We start from the raw sequence: 15905 nt of genomic DNA, 5'->3' as shown, positions 1-15905 counted from the left end.
TTCAGCCGAGCGCGTGCAGTTCGTTGCCGCGCTTCTCCAGCAGCGTGCTGCCGAGGACGGACAGCGAGATGGGCGCGCCGTCATAACCCGGCCGGTCGACGGGTATCCGGCTGAGTTCGGCGCCGCTGGCCGGATCCAGCACGGCGATACCACCCGCTACCGGCAGCACGATCCGGCCCGCCATCAGCGCGGGCGTGCCGAGCGCACCCGGCGCACTCCACAGCTGGTCGAAAGTGCTTGCGTTCCAAGCGAGCACGCTGTTGCCGGTGAAGACGAAGTCGGCCGAGCCGATCCGGACCGAAGTGGCCCCGTCGCTGATCGGGCCGGGTGCGTCGCGCAGCGCGAGCTGATTGCCGGAGGCGTCGTAGATGCCGATCCGCGGGCCGGCCGCGGCCTCGCCCGCGGTGGCCGCGGCGGGGGGCAGGTAAACCGCGATCCGGCTGTCGGACACCGCGAGCACCCGCACGTCGAGCCCGTCGCCGCCGGGGACGGTGAGCACATGCGAGCCGTATTCCTCCGGCACCGTATTGTCCTTCGGCGCCGGACTCAGCACGGTGAGCCGGTCGGCCGGATCGCCGGGGCAGCGCTCGACGACCGCGAGCCGGGTCGCGCTGGAACCGGCGGAATACAGCTTGCATCCGGTGCGCGGCTGGGTCTTCGTATTCACCGGCGCGTCGACGTAGCCGTATTCGAGCGTGCGGACCAGATCGGAGCGCCACATCTCCAGCCGGTTCGGGCCGAGCGCGAGCGCGTAGGTGCCGTCGACGGATAGCCGCACCGTCGGATCCATATAGCTGCTGCGCGCGGTGCGGCGGGAGCCGTCCTCGCCGGCCAGCAGCGTGGCCTGGCTGCAACCGCGCTGGTCCCGGTAGTCCGCGATCACGGTGCCGAACTGCGATTCCACGCCGCACAACGGCATATCCCGCTTGTAGAGCCACAGCTGCGCACCGGTTTTCGGGTCGTGCCCGACGACGGAACCGTCGTCGCCGGTGACCGCGACACCGCCCGCGACGAGCGCACGGGCACTTGCCGAATCGGGCGCATGCCACAGCTCGCGCAGTGTGGTGGGCAGCTGATCAGCCACAGCGGGTACCGGCGCGGGATGGCTGGCGGTCACCGATTCGGTGCCCTTCGCATCGCCGCGCGCCCACACCACGATCGCCGCGACCACCACGAGCACGGCGATCGCGACTGCGGAGATGATGTCGGCGCGCGTTCGCCGCTCGGGTGCGAGCACGTCTGCGAGACTAGCCGATCCGGCGCGATCAGGCTGACGCGGTTGCGCCCGCCCTTTCCGCCGGGGCATTGTCGCTGGTCGCGACGGTGCCATTGGCCGAACCGTTTTCGGTGCCCGGCTCGTCCGCGCTCCGGCGGCGCCGCCGCCTGCGCCTGGCGGGCGCGTCGGATTCGGCCGTATCGGCCTCGGCTGTGTCGGATTCGCCGGATTCATGCACCGCCACACCGGATTCGGTGTCGGCGGTGCCGTTCGCACCGGTCTCCGCCGACTTGCGCCGACGCCGCCTGCGACGGGCGGGCTTTTCGGCGTTCTCGTCGTCAACCGTTGCGGCGTCGGCGTTTTCGGCCACCGCCTCGACGGCCTCCGCTTCGGCTGCCTCGGAATCGGCCTCGGCCGCAACACCGTTCACGTCGATCGGCTGACCGCCCCTGGTGCGCCTGCGATTCCGCTTGCGCGGGGTGCGGGCGGGCCGCTCCTCGACCACCGCGTCGGGATCCCGCTCCGGCTTCGGCTTGCGGATGAAGCCGGTCGCGCCCTCCGGGATGCCCAGATCCGAAAACAGGTGCGGCGAACGGGAATACGTCTCCACCGGCTCCGGGATGCCGAGGCCGAGCGCCTTGTCGATGGCCTCCCAGCGGTTCAGTTCGTCCCAGTCGATCAGCGTCACCGCGACGCCGGTGCGCCCGGCCCGGCCGGTGCGCCCGATGCGGTGCACGTAGGTCTTCTCGTCCTCGGGGCACTGGTAGTTGATGACGTGGGTGACGTCGTCGATATCGATACCCCGGGCGGCGACGTCGGTGGCGACGAGCACGTCGATGGTGCCCTTGCGGAATTTGGTCAGCGCCTTCTCGCGCGCGATCTGTCCGAGGTCGCCGTGCACGGCGCCCACCGCGAATCCGCGCTCGGCCAACTCGTCGGCCACCTTCTGCGCGGTGCGCTTGGTCCTGGTGAAGATCATGGTGGCGCCGCGGCTCTCGGCCTGCAGAATCCTGGCGACGAGTTCGCCCTTGTCCAGCGCGTGCGCCCGGTAGACGAACTGGGCCGTCCGGTCGTGCACGGCGGAATCGTGTGGTTCCTCGGCCCGGATATGCGTCGGGCGGGTGAGGAAGGTGCGGGCCAGGGTGATGATCGGGCCCGGCATGGTGGCCGAGAAGAGCATGGTCTGACGCTTCTCCGGGACCATATTCAGGATGCGCTCGATATCGGGCAGGAAGCCCAGGTCGAGCATTTCGTCGGCCTCGTCCAGCACCAGCACGCCGATCTTGCCGAGGATCAGATGCTGCTGGTCGGCCAGGTCGAGCAGGCGGCCCGGGGTGCCGACCACGACGTCGACGCCGGAACGCAGCGCGTCGATCTGCGCCTCGTACGGGCGGCCGCCGTAGATGGCGGTGACCCGTAGGGGACCTTTGTGGTTCGTCAGGTATTTGCTGGCGTTTTCCAGATCCTGGGTGACCTGGATGCACAGCTCGCGCGTCGGCACGATGACCAGCGCGCGCGGCGTGCCGTCGAGCGGGGTGGTTCCGGATTCGGGGGTGGCGATGCGGTGCAGCAGCGGCACACCGAAGCCGAAGGTTTTGCCCATACCCGTGCGGGCCTGGCCGATCAGATCCTCACCGGCCAGCGCGAGCGGCAGGGTGAGTTCCTGAATGGCGAATGTGCGTTCGATTCCGATCTCGCCGAGTGCGCGCACGATTTCCGGGCGCACGCCCAATTCGGCGAAACTCGGGGCGGTGTGCGTGTCGTCCAGTTCGGCCGTCAGCAGCGTGTCCGCCAGTCCTGGTTCCTGTTCTACGGTGATCTTGCTCAGGTTCTTGCCTTCCTCGTCAGCGCGTCACGCGCGCACGAGGCGTGGGGCAGACCGGTCGGTCCGCGACGACCACGTATCCGCCTGTGATACTCACCGCCAGTCGCTGCCGGTCCCGGGTGCCATCGAAAAACGACGACGGCCAACCAGCTCGGGATCTTCGGCGCGACGCGTGGGTGACGCGGATCAGGTGCGCGCACATTTTCTCGGACTCCGGATACCACGCCCGAAACCGGTCAAGGCGGGGAAATTTCCGTTGTCCGGGAAGATTGTAGCGTGATATTGTGCACGGCTCGAATTCCGGGCCGGTAATTTCGCCGCAATAGTTCGGTTTCCCCGCTCGGTTTGTCGACGTACAGTGCGGCACATGGCAATTCACCCGGCGCGTCGAATCTGGACGACGCTCGAACCGCTGCACGATGTCGTCTATTTCGGAGCGGGGGTGAAGGAGTCCGGACTCGCGCTGGGCCTGCGCGGCTACTGGCAGACCTACTTCGCCTACCGGGCCGCGCCACTCGGGGAGGTCGGGGCGGGCGTCGTGCTCGCGACCTTCGCCGGATTCCACCCCGATATGGTCGCCAAGGCGCTGCCGGACGTCTGGTCGCGGACCACGCCGCAGCACTGTCTGGAGGCGCGTTTGGCCCTGTCGACCCGCGTGCTGCGCGAATGCGGCGCGGGTGACGCGGAATCCGCCAGGGCGGCCGCGCTGCTGGCTCCCGCGCTGCGGGCCGCCGACGCGACCGGCCGCGCGCTCTACGCCGCGAATGCCGCGCTGCGGCTGCCGGACGACCCGGTCGGCGCGCTGTGGCAGACGGTGACCTCGCTGCGCGAGCATCGCGGCGACGGACATGTCGCGGCGCTGGTCGCGCACGGCATCACCGGGCGTCAGGCACTTGTGCTGCAGGTGGCGGCGGGTAAGACGACCGAATCGGTGACGCGGACCGCGCGCGGGATCTCCGAACGGGAGTGGGCCGACGCGGTGGACGAGCTGCGCGCCGGTGGTCTGGTGAAGGGTGAGCCGACGAATCCGTCGCTGACCGCGAGCGGCGGCGAACTGCTGGAACGCGTGGAGAAGGCCACCGACGAGGCCGCTTGGCACGGTGCGCTCTCGGCGCTGTCCCAGGATGCCATCGCGGAATTCACCACCGCGTTCGCGCCGCTGGTCAAGCGGGTGCGGGCGGAGGTGGTGCCGTCGAATACGCCGATCGCGATGGGGAAGAACGAGGGTTGAGTGTTACCGGCGGTACCGGAGTGTGAGAGATTCTGCTCGTGAATTTCGCTGAAAACGTCACGCTGGCCGCGCGCAATGCCTGGGCGCTCACCTTCGGGCCGGGTGTCGAGGCGCCGGATCCGGCACCGGCGACGGTGCTGTGGGATGAGCCGCACCGTCTGCTGCGTCGTTTCGAAAATGCAAGCGAGACAACAGATTCCGCCGTACTCCTGGTGCCGCCGCTGGCCGCGCCCGCGACCTGCTTCGATCTGCGGCCGGACCAGAGCGTCGCGCGTTTCCTGCTCGAATCCGGCCGCGCGCCCTATCTGGTCGACTACGGCGAGATCACCTTCGCCGACCGGCGAATGGGTTTCGAGGACTGGATCGACGACATCCTGCCCGAATCGATCCTGCGGGTCTGCGCCGATCGCGGCGGCCGCGCGGTGGATCTCGTCGGCTGGTCGATCGGCGGCACGCTGGCGCTGCTCACCGCCGCGGCGCACGCCGAACTGCCGATCCGATCGATCACCGCGGTCGGCGCGCCGCTGGACTACGACAGGATGGCCGGAATTCCGCAGGTGCGTGCGCTCGCCCGGCTCACCGGCGGACTCGGCATGTCCACCGCGGTGCGCGCGGTCGGCGGCGTCCCGGCCGCGCTCACCCGGCTCGCCTACCGGCTCACCGCCTGGGATCGCGAGCTGACCAGGCCGTGGTTCGTCGCCAACAACATCACCAGCACCGAGGCGCTGGCCAAGATGGAGTCGATCGATCGGTTCATGGCCGAGATGCCCGGCTATCCGGGCCGGTTCTACAACCAGCTGTGGGGAAGGTTCATCCGGCACAACGACATCGGGCGCGGCGTCGTGCGACTGGGGCGGCGGCGGATCGAGCTCGCCGCCGTCACCGCGCCGGTGCTGCTGGTCGGCGGGCCCGACGACATGATCACCGCGGCGGCCGCCGTCGAGGCGGGCGTCGCGACGCTGGTGAACGCGGCCGAGGTGCGGTACGAGACCGCGCCGGGCAGCCACCTCGGCATCCTGACCGGACCGGGCGCGCGCGACACCACATGGGCCTATCTGGACAAGTTCCTGTCGGAGCGGTGAGCGCCGAATCTCGGATGCTGGGTGGTCTTTTCCAATCGCTGGGAGCAACCGCGAGACCGCCGAACCGGATTCACCGTGCGCGACTAGGCTGTGCGGCATGGGAGCCCAGTCACCTACCGCGCTAGGTGTTTCGCAGAACGACCCGAGCCGATCGCCCATCCTCGCCGACCATCCCGGGGTGACCGATCTGTTCGCGGTGCTCGCCTACGGCGAGATCTCCGCGTTCTACCGGCTGGCCGAGGAGGCCAAGCTGTCGCCGACGCTGCGCGGCAAGGTCGCGGTGGCCAAGATGGCCGCCGCCGAGATGGAGCATTTCGAAATGCTCGAATCGGCGCTGGCCGAGCGCGGCGTCGACATCTTCGACGCGATGGCGCCGTTCGTGCGGGCCCTCGACGCCTACCACGCCTCCACCGACCCGTCCACCTGGCTGGAATCGATGGTGAAGTTCTACGTCGGTGACGGTATCGCCGCCGACTTCTACACCGAGATCGCCGGCGCGCTGACGCCCGAGGTCGCGGCGGTCGTCCGGGATGTGCTCGCGGAGACCAACCACTCCGAGTTCGTCGTCGACGAGGTGCGCCGCGCGGTGGCGGCCAGCCGCTCCGAACGCGACCGGCTCACGCTGTGGGGCCGCCGCCTGCTCGGCGAGGCGATCACCCAGGCGCAGTACGTGATGGCCCAGCGCGATGAGCTCACCGATCTGGTGCTCACCGCCACCGGCGACCTGAACGGCATCGCCGCGCTGTTCGAGCGGATGCAGGCCAGCCACGCCGAACGCATGGCCGTGCTCGGCATCTGATCACTCGTTGACGGCGCGGTTCTGGACCAGGCGCAGTTCCGGTGCGCGCGTTGCGGTTTGCTCGATGAGCCAGACCGCGACGCTGTAATCGCCTGCGCCGTCCAATGTTTCGAATGGCACGGCGACCGGGCCGAGCGCCGGATGCTCGATATGCAGTGTGCCCGTCGGCTGGAGTGCCGGCTGGTGTTTGCTCCAGCGTTCGGCGAATTCCGGGAAGCCGCACAGGTATTCGACGTAGTCGCGGAGCCGTTGATCGGCGGGCCAGCGGATGGTGGACCGGAGTATCGCGGCGACGAACAGATCGGCGACCTGCGACCAGTCGCGCCAGATGCGGTGGGCCGACGGGTGCGCGAAGGTGAACTGCACCAGGTTGGCGTGGTCCGGATCGTCCAGCAGGCCGAGGGGTGTCGCGAACGTCTCCCATGCGGCATTCCAATCCACCACGTCCAGCCGGCGGCTCAGCACGAAGGCGGGCGTCGGCTGGAGCGCGCACAGGATGCTGTGGATGGTCTCCGGAACCTCGGTGGGGGAGTCGCTGCCCGGGCACTGCGTGCCGAGATCGCAACTGGTCAGGGCGAGCCAGCCGAAGTGATGCCGGGCCGGGCCCTCCAATTTCAGCGCCTTGGCGAGCGCGTTGACCACCGCCATCGACGGATTGGTGTCGCGACCCTGTTCCAGCCTGGCCAGATAGTCGGCGCTGAGCCCGGCCAGCACGGCGACCTCCTCGCGCCGCAGGCCGGGGGTGCGGCGGCGGCCGCCCTCGGGAAGTCCGACGTCGGCCGGGCGCAATTCGGCGCGGCGGGCGACCAGGAACTCCGCGAAACCGTTACGAGCCATGGATCCATCATGCCGGGAGGCGGTCCGCTTATCCTCGCCCTGGGAGGTCCAGGATAACGGCGGTCTGGCTACCCGATCGCCGCGGCGGAATTCTTGCCGGTATGACGACTTCCGAGAACACCGCCACCGCAACATCTTTGAAAACCGGCTCGTGGACGCTGGATCCGTACCATTCCTCGGTCGGGTTCACCGTTCGTCACCTCGGCATCGCCAAGGTGCGCGGCGGCTTCAGCAAATTCGATACCGAATTCGTGGTCGGCGCGGACGGCACCGCGAATATCGGCGCCACCATTTACCTCGACTCCTTCGATACCGGCAACGCCGATCGCGATGCGCACGTGCGCAATGCCGATTTCCTCGACGTGGAAAACCGTCCGACGTTGACCTTCCGCGCCACCGAGCCGGTCGCCGTCGCCGAAACCTTCACCGTCCAGGGCGAGGCGACCCTCGGCGCCATCACCAAGCCGGTCACCCTCGAGGTGGAATGGGGCGGTGTGCGCGAGCATCCCGCCACCGGCGAGCGGCACGCCGGATTCTCCGCGTCCGGCATCATCAAGCGCACCGATTTCGGTGTCGGCGGTCCGCTGCCCGGCATGCTCAGCGACGCCGTCAAGATCGAACTCGAGATCCAGCTGGTCGAGCCGAAGTAGCGAATTCCGGTCGGCACGTTCGCTGACAGCGCAGGCGGGCGCATGCGATTCCCGGGTTGCCCTGCACTAGCCTTGTTCCGACAGCGAAGGACTCTAGGTTCGGAGGTTGGCCGTGGAGGTCAAGATCGGTATTGCGGATAGCCCGCGCGAGCTGGTGATCAGCAGCTCGCAGACGCCCGAAGAGGTCGAGAAGCTGGTGTCCGGTGCGCTCAGCGGTCAGGGCGGCATCATGTCGCTGACCGACGAGAAGGGCCGCAAGTACCTGATCCAGGCCTCCAAGGTCGCCTACGTGGAGATCGGCACCTCGGCCGCGGGCCGGGTCGGCTTCGCCGCGGTGTAGTCGCGGCCGGATACGAGGAGAGCCCCTGGGGTGACCCAGGGGCTCTCCTCGTGTGTTCAGTCGATCGGATGCAGCGGGACGTGCGAGAGGCCGCCCCACGCGAGCGCGACCGTGGTGTCGACCGCCTCGTCCTTCGGGATCGGCCGATCCGCCTCCAGCCAGTACCGCGCGGTGAACTGGCTGGCGCCGACCAGGCCGACGGCCAGGATGCGGGCCCGGTAAGGGTCCAATCCGGAGTCGTGCGCCACCAGGTCGAAGACCGCGTCGACACAGGCCTCGGTGGCCTGCTCGACCCGGCGCTGCACCTGCGGCTCCGAGGTCAGGTCGGATTCGAAAACCAGTCGGAAACCCTGCATTTCGTTATCGACGAAATCGAAGTACGCCTGCACGGCGGCGCGCACGCGCTGGCGGTTGTCGGTGGTCGAACGCAGCGCCTGGCGCACGCTCGACACCAGCATGTCGACGTAGTTCTGCAGTACGGCCAGATACAGTTCCAGCTTGCTGGTGAAGTGTTGATAGAGCACCGGCTTGCTCACCCCGGCGCACTGCGAGATCTCGTCCATACCCGCGGCGTGGTAGCCGCGGTTCACGAAGATCTCGCTCGCCGCCAGGAGCAATTGCTGCCGCCGCTCGTCGCGTGGCAGCCGGGTACCGCGCTTCGTAGGCGCCATGGCCTCGGACGACGATGATCTGCGGGACGTCATCCGGTCCACGAGGTCAGTCATTTCGGCTCTCCCAGTCGATTCCCCGGCAAGAGGGGGTGTGCACCGGGTATCCCATGAACAATACCCGGTATCAAGTCACTGTCCGGTCCGGGAGGGGAAAGTACCACTCGGTGACCTAGCTCGCACCGGGTATGGCCACCAGGGCCGCTGGCTTCGGCGGCCCCGGTTCCGTAGTGTCGGGCTTCGTGGCAGGGTTCGGACCGGATGCACGGTCGCGCGCCGGAGACGGTGCGAGCGCGCGGGAGCGTTCGCGGGGCTCCGACCCGTCCCCGGAGCCGGATGCGCCGCTGCGCGATCACAACGGCGTCGAAATCTACGATCCACTAGGCCTTTATCAACCCGCGGACCGTTCGCATCAGCCGCTGCGGGCCCGCTGGGATCCCACCGCGCCCGATGACCGCCGCACCCGCGAAAGACCGGAGCGGAACGCGAAAAAGCAAAGCGCCCTAGGACGTTTCGTCTCCACCTACGGTTGGCGGGCCTATGCACTGCCGGTCCTGTTCGTGGTCACCGTGCTGGTGATCGTCGACGCGGTGCGCGGCACCGACGCGCCCGTGCCGACCACGAGCATTCCGGGATTCGGCAAATTGAGTCCGCGCGCCGCCACCCAGGGCATCATCGGCGGGCCGTCCGGTGACGGGCGCTTCCCGACCGACCTGCCGACCGGCGCGCTGCCCGACGGGGGCGCGTTCACCGAATCCGGCGCCGGGACCTGGCATATCGTTCCCGGCGCTGGCGCACAGGTCGGTCAGGGCACCGAGAACGTCTTCCGGTACACCGTGGAAATCGAGGACGGCGTCGACACCTCCGGATTCGGCGGTGACGAATCGGTGGCCAAGATGATCGACTCCACCCTGGCGAACCCGAAGAGCTGGACCCATGACAAACGGTTCGCCTTCCGCCGCGTCGATCAGGGCGACACCGAATTCCGGATCTCCCTCACCTCGCGCCAAACCGCCCGCAAGGCATGCGGTTTCGAAATTCCGATCGATTCGTCCTGCTACAACGCCGATATCGGGCGGGTGGTGCTTTCCGAGGTGCGCTGGGTGCGCGGTGCGGTCGCATTCGAGGGCGATATCGGGTCGTATCGGCAGTACCAGATCAATCACGAGGTCGGCCATGCCATCGGCTACCACCAACATCAGCCGTGTGAGACCGACGGCGGGCTGGCGCCGGTGATGATGCAGCAGACCTTCGGCGTCCGCGACAACGACATCGCCGCGCTGGAACCGGGCGGTGTCGTCCCGATGGACGGTAAGACCTGCCACTTCAACCCCTGGCCGTATCCGAGGGGCTGAGGTGGAGGACGATGGTCGGGAAGAACGGTCGTGCCGCCGGTGTTGAAAGACAGATATTGCGATCGGCCAATTCGATTCGAGGAGTCCTGGACGTGTCATCACCAAAGTCCCTGCCGCCATTGGTCGAGCCGGCCGCGGAGCTGACCAGGGATGAGGTCGCCCGTTACAGCCGTCACCTGATCATTCCGGATCTGGGGGTGGACGGTCAGAAGCGATTGAGGAACGCCAAGGTGCTGGTGATCGGTGCGGGTGGTCTCGGCTCGCCCGCGCTGCTGTACCTGGCCGCCGCCGGTGTCGGCACCCTCGGCATCGTCGAATTCGACGAGGTCGACGCGTCGAATCTGCAGCGTCAGATCATTCACGGCGAATCCGATATCGGCCGCCCGAAGGCGGACAGCGCGCGCGATTCGATTCTGGAGATCAATTCCGGAATCGATGTGCGGCTGCACAAGATCCGGTTGGAGCCGGAGAACGCGGTGCAGCTGTTCGGCGAATACGACCTGATCGTCGACGGCACCGATAATTTCGCGACCCGCTATCTGGTCAACGATGCCGCCGTGCTGGCGGGCAAGCCGTATGTCTGGGGCTCGATCTACCGGTTCGAGGGTCAGGTGTCGGTGTTCTGGGAGGACGCGCCGGACGGGCGCGGTATCAACTACCGCGACCTGTACCCGGAGGCGCCGCCGCCCGGCATGGTGCCGTCCTGCGCGGAGGGCGGTGTGCTCGGCGTGCTGTGCGCGTCGATCGGTTCGATCATGGTGACCGAGGCGATCAAGCTGATCACCGGTGTCGGCGAGCCGCTGCTGGGCCGGCTGATGGTGTACGACGCACTGGATATGAACTACCGGACCATCAAGCTGCGCCGCGATCCGGAGCGTCAGCCGATCACCGAGTTGATCGATTACGACGCGTTCTGCGGTGTGGTGTCGGAGGAGGGGCAGGCCGCGGCCGCCGGATCCACCATCACCGCGCTGGAGCTCAAGGAGATGATCGACGCGGGTAAGCCGGTGGAGATCATCGATGTGCGTGAGCCGGTGGAGTGGGACATCGTGCATATCGAGGGCGCGAGGCTGATTCCGAAGGACCGCATCCTGTCCGGTGAGGCGCTGGCCGAGCTGCCGCAGAACCGGCCGATCGTGCTGCACTGCAAGACCGGTGTGCGTTCGGCCGAGGCGCTGGCCGCGTTGAAGCGGGCCGGGTTCGCCGACGCGACCCATGTGCAGGGCGGAATCATCGCCTGGGCCAACCAGATAGACCCGTCGCTGCCGGTCTACTGACAACTGACACCGCGGCGTGAGCGTCAGGCCCGGAGGCGGTAGCGAAGCGTGACCACGCAGGGCCCGTGAACGCCGCGAATCGGATACGGCATCGACCGGGGTATCGCTTCGGTTGCGACCTCGGCGCGGCGTCACGGAACCCGTTCCATACCGGCGGTACGGTACCGCCCGTGACGTCGTTGGAACCCCCCGATCACGTGCGCGCCACCTTCGGGCTGCGCGAGGTGGGCCCGGTCGCATTGGACGACTGGGACGGTGCATGGCGCTTCGGTGACGTGGTGCTCAGTCCGGTCGCCGATCACGCGCGGGCCGCGTGGTCGGCGAAGGTCCGCGAGACGCTGAAGGTGGACGGTCTGCGCCTGGCCAGGCCGGTGCGCGCGACCGACGGCAGATATGTCGTATCCGGTTGGCGCGCGGACACTTACCTGGAGGGCACTCCGGAACCCCGGCACGACGAGGTGGTTTCGGTGTCGCTGCGACTACACAAGGCGACCGCGCACTTGGAGCGGCCGCGGTTCCTGGTGCAGCCGCCGGTGGCGCCGTGGGTGGACGTCGACGTATTCGTCGCGGCCGATCGGGCGGCCTGGGAGGCGGTGCCGCTGCGCGGTTTACGGGCGGGCGGCACGCTGCCGACCACGTCACCGGATGGGCAGCGCAGCATCGAGTTGATCAATCAGCTGGCCACCCTGCGCAAGCCGGTGCAGACGCCCGCGCAGCTGGTGCACGGCGATCTGTTCGGAACCGTATTGTTCGCAGGCGTTTTCACGCCGGGCCTCGCGGATATCACGCCCTACTGGCGGCCCGCGCCGTGGGCGGCGGGGGTGATCGTGGTGGACGCGCTGTCCTGGGGCGGGGCCGATGACGGGTTGCTGGAGCGCTGGGCGGACCTACCCGAGTGGCCGCAGATGCTGTTGCGCGCGGTGATGTTCCGGCTGGCGGTACATGCGCTGCATCCGCGTTCGACCCCCGAGGCCTTCCCGGGGCTCGCGCGCACGGCGGATATGGTCCGGCTCCTGCTGTGATCCGGTACTACCTGGCGTCCGGATAGTCGGCGATCAGCGCGTCCAGAAAGCAGCGCGCCGCGGTGGCCGCTCGATCCGCGTCGCCATCGATCACCGCCTGGACCATCTCCTGATGTTCGGCGTCGTAGGAGTCGTCACCCTTGAACACGCGCGAACGGATCACCTGTTCGATGGTCGGCAGCAGCGAGTCGTAGAACTCGAGGTACACCGCGTTGTGGCTGGCGACCACGATGGCCCGGTGCAGTTCGACATCCGCCTCGATGACGGTGCGGCTGGCCGCATCCTCGTCCTTGACGCTGCGCTCGTCGAGCAGGCGTCGCAGGTTGGCGATATCGACGTCGTCGCGGCGGCGGGCGGCCAGCGCGGCGGCGGTGGTATCCAGGGCCAGGCGGAGCTCGAGCACGTCGCGCTCCTCGGCGTCGGCGAAATATTTGCCGAGGGTGCCGCCGAGGTCGGAGGCGGCGATCACATACGTGCCGGAGCCCTGGCGGCGCTCCAACATGCCTACGTGTACGAGGGCCTGGACGGCCTCGCGCACGGTGTTTCGACCTGTTCCGGTGAGCTCGGTGAGCTCCGGCTCGGTGGGAATTCTGGCACCGATCTGCCAACGGCCGGAACGAATTTCGGCACGTAGTTGTTCGGTTACTTGAGCGATGAGGCTGGTGCGCCGGACGGGTTGCACCGCAACAGAGTACCGCTCGTCACAAATCGTTGTGTGTGATCGTCGGGTCATCCTATGATTTCGCGGTGACTTCGACCCTCCGCGAGACCCAGACCCGCCCGGACTTCGCCGGGGTTGAGCAGCGAAAGCGCGCCCTGATCGAGGGCAGGCTCCTGGTATTGGCCGCTATCGTCGTGTCCGCGTTCACGCTGCGCGTCGCCGTCACCGCGTTCAGCCCGCTCGCCGAGCGGATCGGCCACGACATCGGCTACTCGACCGCGGTGGTCGGCGTCTTCGGCATGATCCCCACCGCGATGTTCGCGCTGTCCGGATTGCTCACCCCCGTGCTGGTTCGCCGCCTCGGACTGGAGCGCACCGCGCTGGTCGCCATGGTGATGGCCGGTACGGGCATGCTGATCCGGGTGCTCATGTCCGACACCTGGACGCTGCTGCTGTTCTCCGCGCTCGCGCTCGCGGGTATGGGCATCGGAAACGTCGTCATCCCGCCGCTGGTCAAGCGGTATTTCTCCGACCGGCTCGCGACGGTGAGCTCGCTGTACATCGTGATGGTGCAGCTGGGCACGGTGCTGCCCGCGCTGGTCGCGGTGCCGCTGGCCGACGCGCACGGCTGGCGCGTCTCGCTCGGTCTGTGGGCGGCGCTCGGTTTCGCCGCCGCGCTGCCGTGGATCGGCGTGCTGCGCGACCGGCGCGGCCACGACCTGGCCGACCAGACCGCGCTGCCCGCCGAGGGACCGAAGGGTCAGGTCTGGCGCTCGCCGCTGGCCTGGGGCATGGCGGCCATGTTCGGCATGACCTCGCTCACCACCTACGCGATGTTCGCCTGGCTGCCCAAGATCCTGTCCGAGGCCGGCGCCAGCCCGAGCTTCGGCGGCACCATGGTCGGCCTCTTCGGCCTGGTCGGCCTGGTGGCCGCGCTGAGCGCGCCGACGATCGTCACGCGGCTGCGCAATCCGTTCATCGTGGTGGTCGGCTGCGCGGTCTGCTTCTTCATCGCCTTCGCCGGTCTGCTGATCGCGCCGATGAGCGCGCCGCTGCTGTGGGTGATCATCCTGGGCCTCGGCCCGAGCACCTTCCCGATGGCGCTCACCCTGATCAACCTGCGCACCCGCACCCCGCAGGGTTCGGCATCGCTGTCCGGCTTCACCCAGGGCGTCGGCTACACGGTGGCCTGCGTCGGGCCGGTGCTGTTCGGCATGCTGCACACCTCGACCGGCGGCTGGGCGGCGCCGTTCGTCATGCTGGTCGTCGCGGTGCTGGTGCTGCTGGCCGGCGCGTGGGTCGCGAGCAAGCCGCGCATGCTCGAGGACACCTGGCACTGATAACCCTCACCTCGCGGTCGCGCCGCGGGTGAGCAAGGGTTGATTTGCCGGTCATTGCGCGCAGCATTGTCGCAATACCCGTTCCATACCGTTGGGCCAACCGAATGCTGGGAGGCCCGTGGTGAGTGTGCTGGCACGCAATAGAGATATCGAACACTGGGACGCGGAGGACGTCGAGGCCTGGGAGTCGGGCGGTAAGGACATCGCCCGGCGCAACCTGATCTGGTCCATCTTCGCCGAGCACATCGGTTTCTCCATCTGGTCCATCTGGTCGGTGATGGTGCTGATGATGCCGCCCGCCGTCTACCACATCGACGTCATCGGCAAGTTCTACCTGGTCGCCATGCCGACGCTGATCGGCTCGATCCTGCGCATCCCCTACACCGTCGCGACGGCGAAATTCGGCGGACGCAACTGGACCACCTTCAGCGCCATCGCCCTGCTGGTGCCGACCGCGCTGACCATGTACTTCATGGCGCATCCCGCGTCGTACACCACGTACATGGTGGTGGCCGCCTTCGCGGGCATCGGCGGCGGCAACTTCGCCTCCTCGATGACCAACATCAACGTCTTCTATCCCCAGCGGCTCAAGGGATGGGCGCTCGGTCTGAACGCGGGCGGCGGCAACCTCGGCGTGCCGGTCATCCAGCTGATCGGTCTGGCCATCATCGCCGCGCTCGGGCAGAAGTACACCGGCGACGGCAAGCAGGCCAGCGTGCTGTGCGCGATCTACCTCGCGCTGATCGTGATCGCGGCCCTCGGCGCGTACCTCTACATGGACAACGTGCGCAACCAGAAGGCCGACCTGTCCGCGATGGGCCGGATGCTGAAGTACCGCGAATCCTGGGTGATGAGCGTGCTCTACATCGGTACCTTCGGCTCGTTCATCGGCTACAGCTTCGCCTTCGGCCAGGTGCTCAATATCAACTTCACCGCGGAGCTGACCCAGGCGGCGCAGGCGCTGTCCGGTCCGGCGAAGGCCGCCGCGCTGGCCGCGGTGGCGGGTAAGGCCTCGCTGCACGCCGCGCAGATCGCGTTCATCGGCCCGCTGCTCGGTTCACTGCTGCGGCCGGTCGGCGGCAAGCTGGCCGACCGATTCGGCGGTGGCAAGATCACGCTCTACACCTTCGTCGCCATGGTCGCCTCGACCGCGATCCTGGTCGTCACCGGGCTGAAGAACGGCCACCGCGCCCCGACGCACGCCGAATTGTGGTTCTACGTAATCGGTTTCATCCTGCTGTTCATCCTGTCCGGCATCGGCAACGGCTCGACCTACAAGATGATCCCGTCGATCTTCGAGGCCAAATCCAAGAGTGTGCAAGGTGATACCGCGGAGAAGGCCGCCTGGTCGCGCAACATGTCCGGCGCGCTGATCGGATTCGCCGGAGCCGTAGGCGCTTTCGGCGGCGTGCTGATCAATATGGTGCTGCGCGCCTCCTACGCCTCGACCAAATCCGCCACCAACGCGTTCTGGGTGTTCCTGGTGTTCTACGCGGCGTGCGCCGTGCTCACCTGGGCGGTGTTCCTGCGGCGGCCCACCGGCAAGGTCGCCGAGGTGCGCGAAACCGCTTCCGCAGAGACCGCTTCGGCCCGCGTCTGACC

15 protein-coding genes are annotated in these 15905 nt (G+C 68.0%); 10 read left to right on the top strand and 5 right to left on the bottom strand.

Annotation, left to right across the window (positions count from 1 at the left end; translation table 11 throughout):
* Position 1: 1 nt before the first annotated feature.
* Positions 2-1237, bottom strand: a complete 1236-nt coding sequence (locus tag LGY53_RS02010; protein ID WP_225724911.1) for a hypothetical protein — start codon at positions 1235-1237, stop codon at positions 2-4.
* A 28-nt stretch (positions 1238-1265) separates the two neighbouring features.
* Positions 1266-3011 (bottom strand): DEAD/DEAH box helicase, encoded by a 1746-nt coding sequence (locus LGY53_RS02005; protein ID WP_225725657.1) that lies wholly within the window; start codon positions 3009-3011, stop codon positions 1266-1268.
* A 397-nt stretch (positions 3012-3408) separates the two neighbouring features.
* On the opposite strand from LGY53_RS02005, the gene LGY53_RS02000 reads away from it, so the two are divergent.
* The 3 genes from LGY53_RS02000 (at position 3409) to LGY53_RS01990 (ending at position 6153) form a co-directional block, all read left to right on the top strand.
* The gene (locus LGY53_RS02000) at positions 3409-4272 is read left to right on the top strand and encodes a hypothetical protein (protein WP_225724910.1); all 864 of its coding nucleotides are present in this window, start codon (positions 3409-3411) and stop codon (positions 4270-4272) included.
* A 38-nt stretch (positions 4273-4310) separates the two neighbouring features.
* Complete coding sequence (locus tag LGY53_RS01995; protein ID WP_225724909.1) at positions 4311-5354, top strand: alpha/beta fold hydrolase; 1044 nt, start codon at positions 4311-4313, stop codon at positions 5352-5354.
* 97 nt (positions 5355-5451) lie between these two features.
* Positions 5452-6153, top strand: coding sequence for a ferritin-like fold-containing protein (locus LGY53_RS01990; protein WP_225724908.1), 702 nt, complete (start codon positions 5452-5454; stop codon positions 6151-6153).
* Here LGY53_RS01990 and LGY53_RS01985 read toward each other — a convergent pair whose 3' ends face one another.
* Complete coding sequence (locus LGY53_RS01985; RefSeq protein WP_225724907.1) at positions 6154-6990, bottom strand: helix-turn-helix transcriptional regulator; 837 nt, start codon at positions 6988-6990, stop codon at positions 6154-6156.
* Positions 6991-7091: 101 nt separating this feature from the next.
* On the opposite strand from LGY53_RS01985, the gene LGY53_RS01980 reads away from it, so the two are divergent.
* Both LGY53_RS01980 and LGY53_RS01975 read left to right on the top strand, forming a co-directional pair.
* Positions 7092-7640: a YceI family protein gene (locus LGY53_RS01980; protein WP_225724906.1), complete on the top strand. Its 549-nt coding sequence runs from the start codon at positions 7092-7094 to the stop codon at positions 7638-7640.
* A 112-nt stretch (positions 7641-7752) separates the two neighbouring features.
* Positions 7753-7980, top strand: a complete 228-nt coding sequence (locus LGY53_RS01975; RefSeq protein WP_167477471.1) for a DUF3107 domain-containing protein — start codon at positions 7753-7755, stop codon at positions 7978-7980.
* 56 nt (positions 7981-8036) lie between these two features.
* On the opposite strand, the gene LGY53_RS01970 is transcribed toward LGY53_RS01975, so the two are convergent.
* Positions 8037-8705 carry a TetR/AcrR family transcriptional regulator gene (locus tag LGY53_RS01970; protein ID WP_167477470.1) on the bottom strand — a complete coding sequence of 223 codons (669 nt, stop codon included), beginning with the start codon at positions 8703-8705 and terminating at the stop codon, positions 8037-8039.
* A gap of 185 nt (positions 8706-8890) precedes the next feature.
* On the opposite strand from LGY53_RS01970, the gene LGY53_RS01965 reads away from it, so the two are divergent.
* The 3 genes from LGY53_RS01965 (at position 8891) to LGY53_RS01955 (ending at position 12302) form a co-directional block, all read left to right on the top strand.
* On the top strand, positions 8891-10003 hold the full coding sequence (locus LGY53_RS01965; protein WP_225724905.1) for a DUF3152 domain-containing protein: 1113 nt from the start codon (positions 8891-8893) through the stop codon (positions 10001-10003).
* 92 nt (positions 10004-10095) lie between these two features.
* A complete protein-coding gene (moeZ, locus tag LGY53_RS01960; protein ID WP_225724904.1) occupies positions 10096-11280 on the top strand; it encodes an adenylyltransferase/sulfurtransferase MoeZ in 1185 nt (394 codons plus the stop codon).
* Between the two features lie 170 nt (positions 11281-11450).
* A complete protein-coding gene (locus LGY53_RS01955; RefSeq protein WP_167477468.1) occupies positions 11451-12302 on the top strand; it encodes a TIGR02569 family protein in 852 nt (283 codons plus the stop codon).
* A gap of 7 nt (positions 12303-12309) precedes the next feature.
* Here the strand turns inward: LGY53_RS01955 and LGY53_RS01950 are convergent, their stop codons facing one another.
* Positions 12310-12984 (bottom strand): FadR/GntR family transcriptional regulator, encoded by a 675-nt coding sequence (locus LGY53_RS01950; protein ID WP_225724903.1) that lies wholly within the window; start codon positions 12982-12984, stop codon positions 12310-12312.
* 65 nt (positions 12985-13049) lie between these two features.
* Here LGY53_RS01950 and LGY53_RS01945 point away from each other — a divergent pair, with 65 nt between their 5' ends.
* Positions 13050-14303: a CynX/NimT family MFS transporter gene (locus LGY53_RS01945; RefSeq protein ID WP_225724902.1), complete on the top strand. Its 1254-nt coding sequence runs from the start codon at positions 13050-13052 to the stop codon at positions 14301-14303.
* A 118-nt stretch (positions 14304-14421) separates the two neighbouring features.
* Complete coding sequence (locus LGY53_RS01940) at positions 14422-15903, top strand: nitrate/nitrite transporter (RefSeq protein ID WP_374111114.1); 1482 nt, start codon at positions 14422-14424, stop codon at positions 15901-15903.
* The last annotated feature ends 2 nt before the right edge of the window (positions 15904-15905 follow it).

Origin of the sequence: Nocardia sp. JCM 34519.1, from assembly GCF_020361265.1 — a bacterium.
GTDB lineage: Bacteria > Actinomycetota > Actinomycetes > Mycobacteriales > Mycobacteriaceae > Nocardia > Nocardia arthritidis_A.
This window is presented reverse-complemented; position numbering and strand designations above follow the sequence as displayed.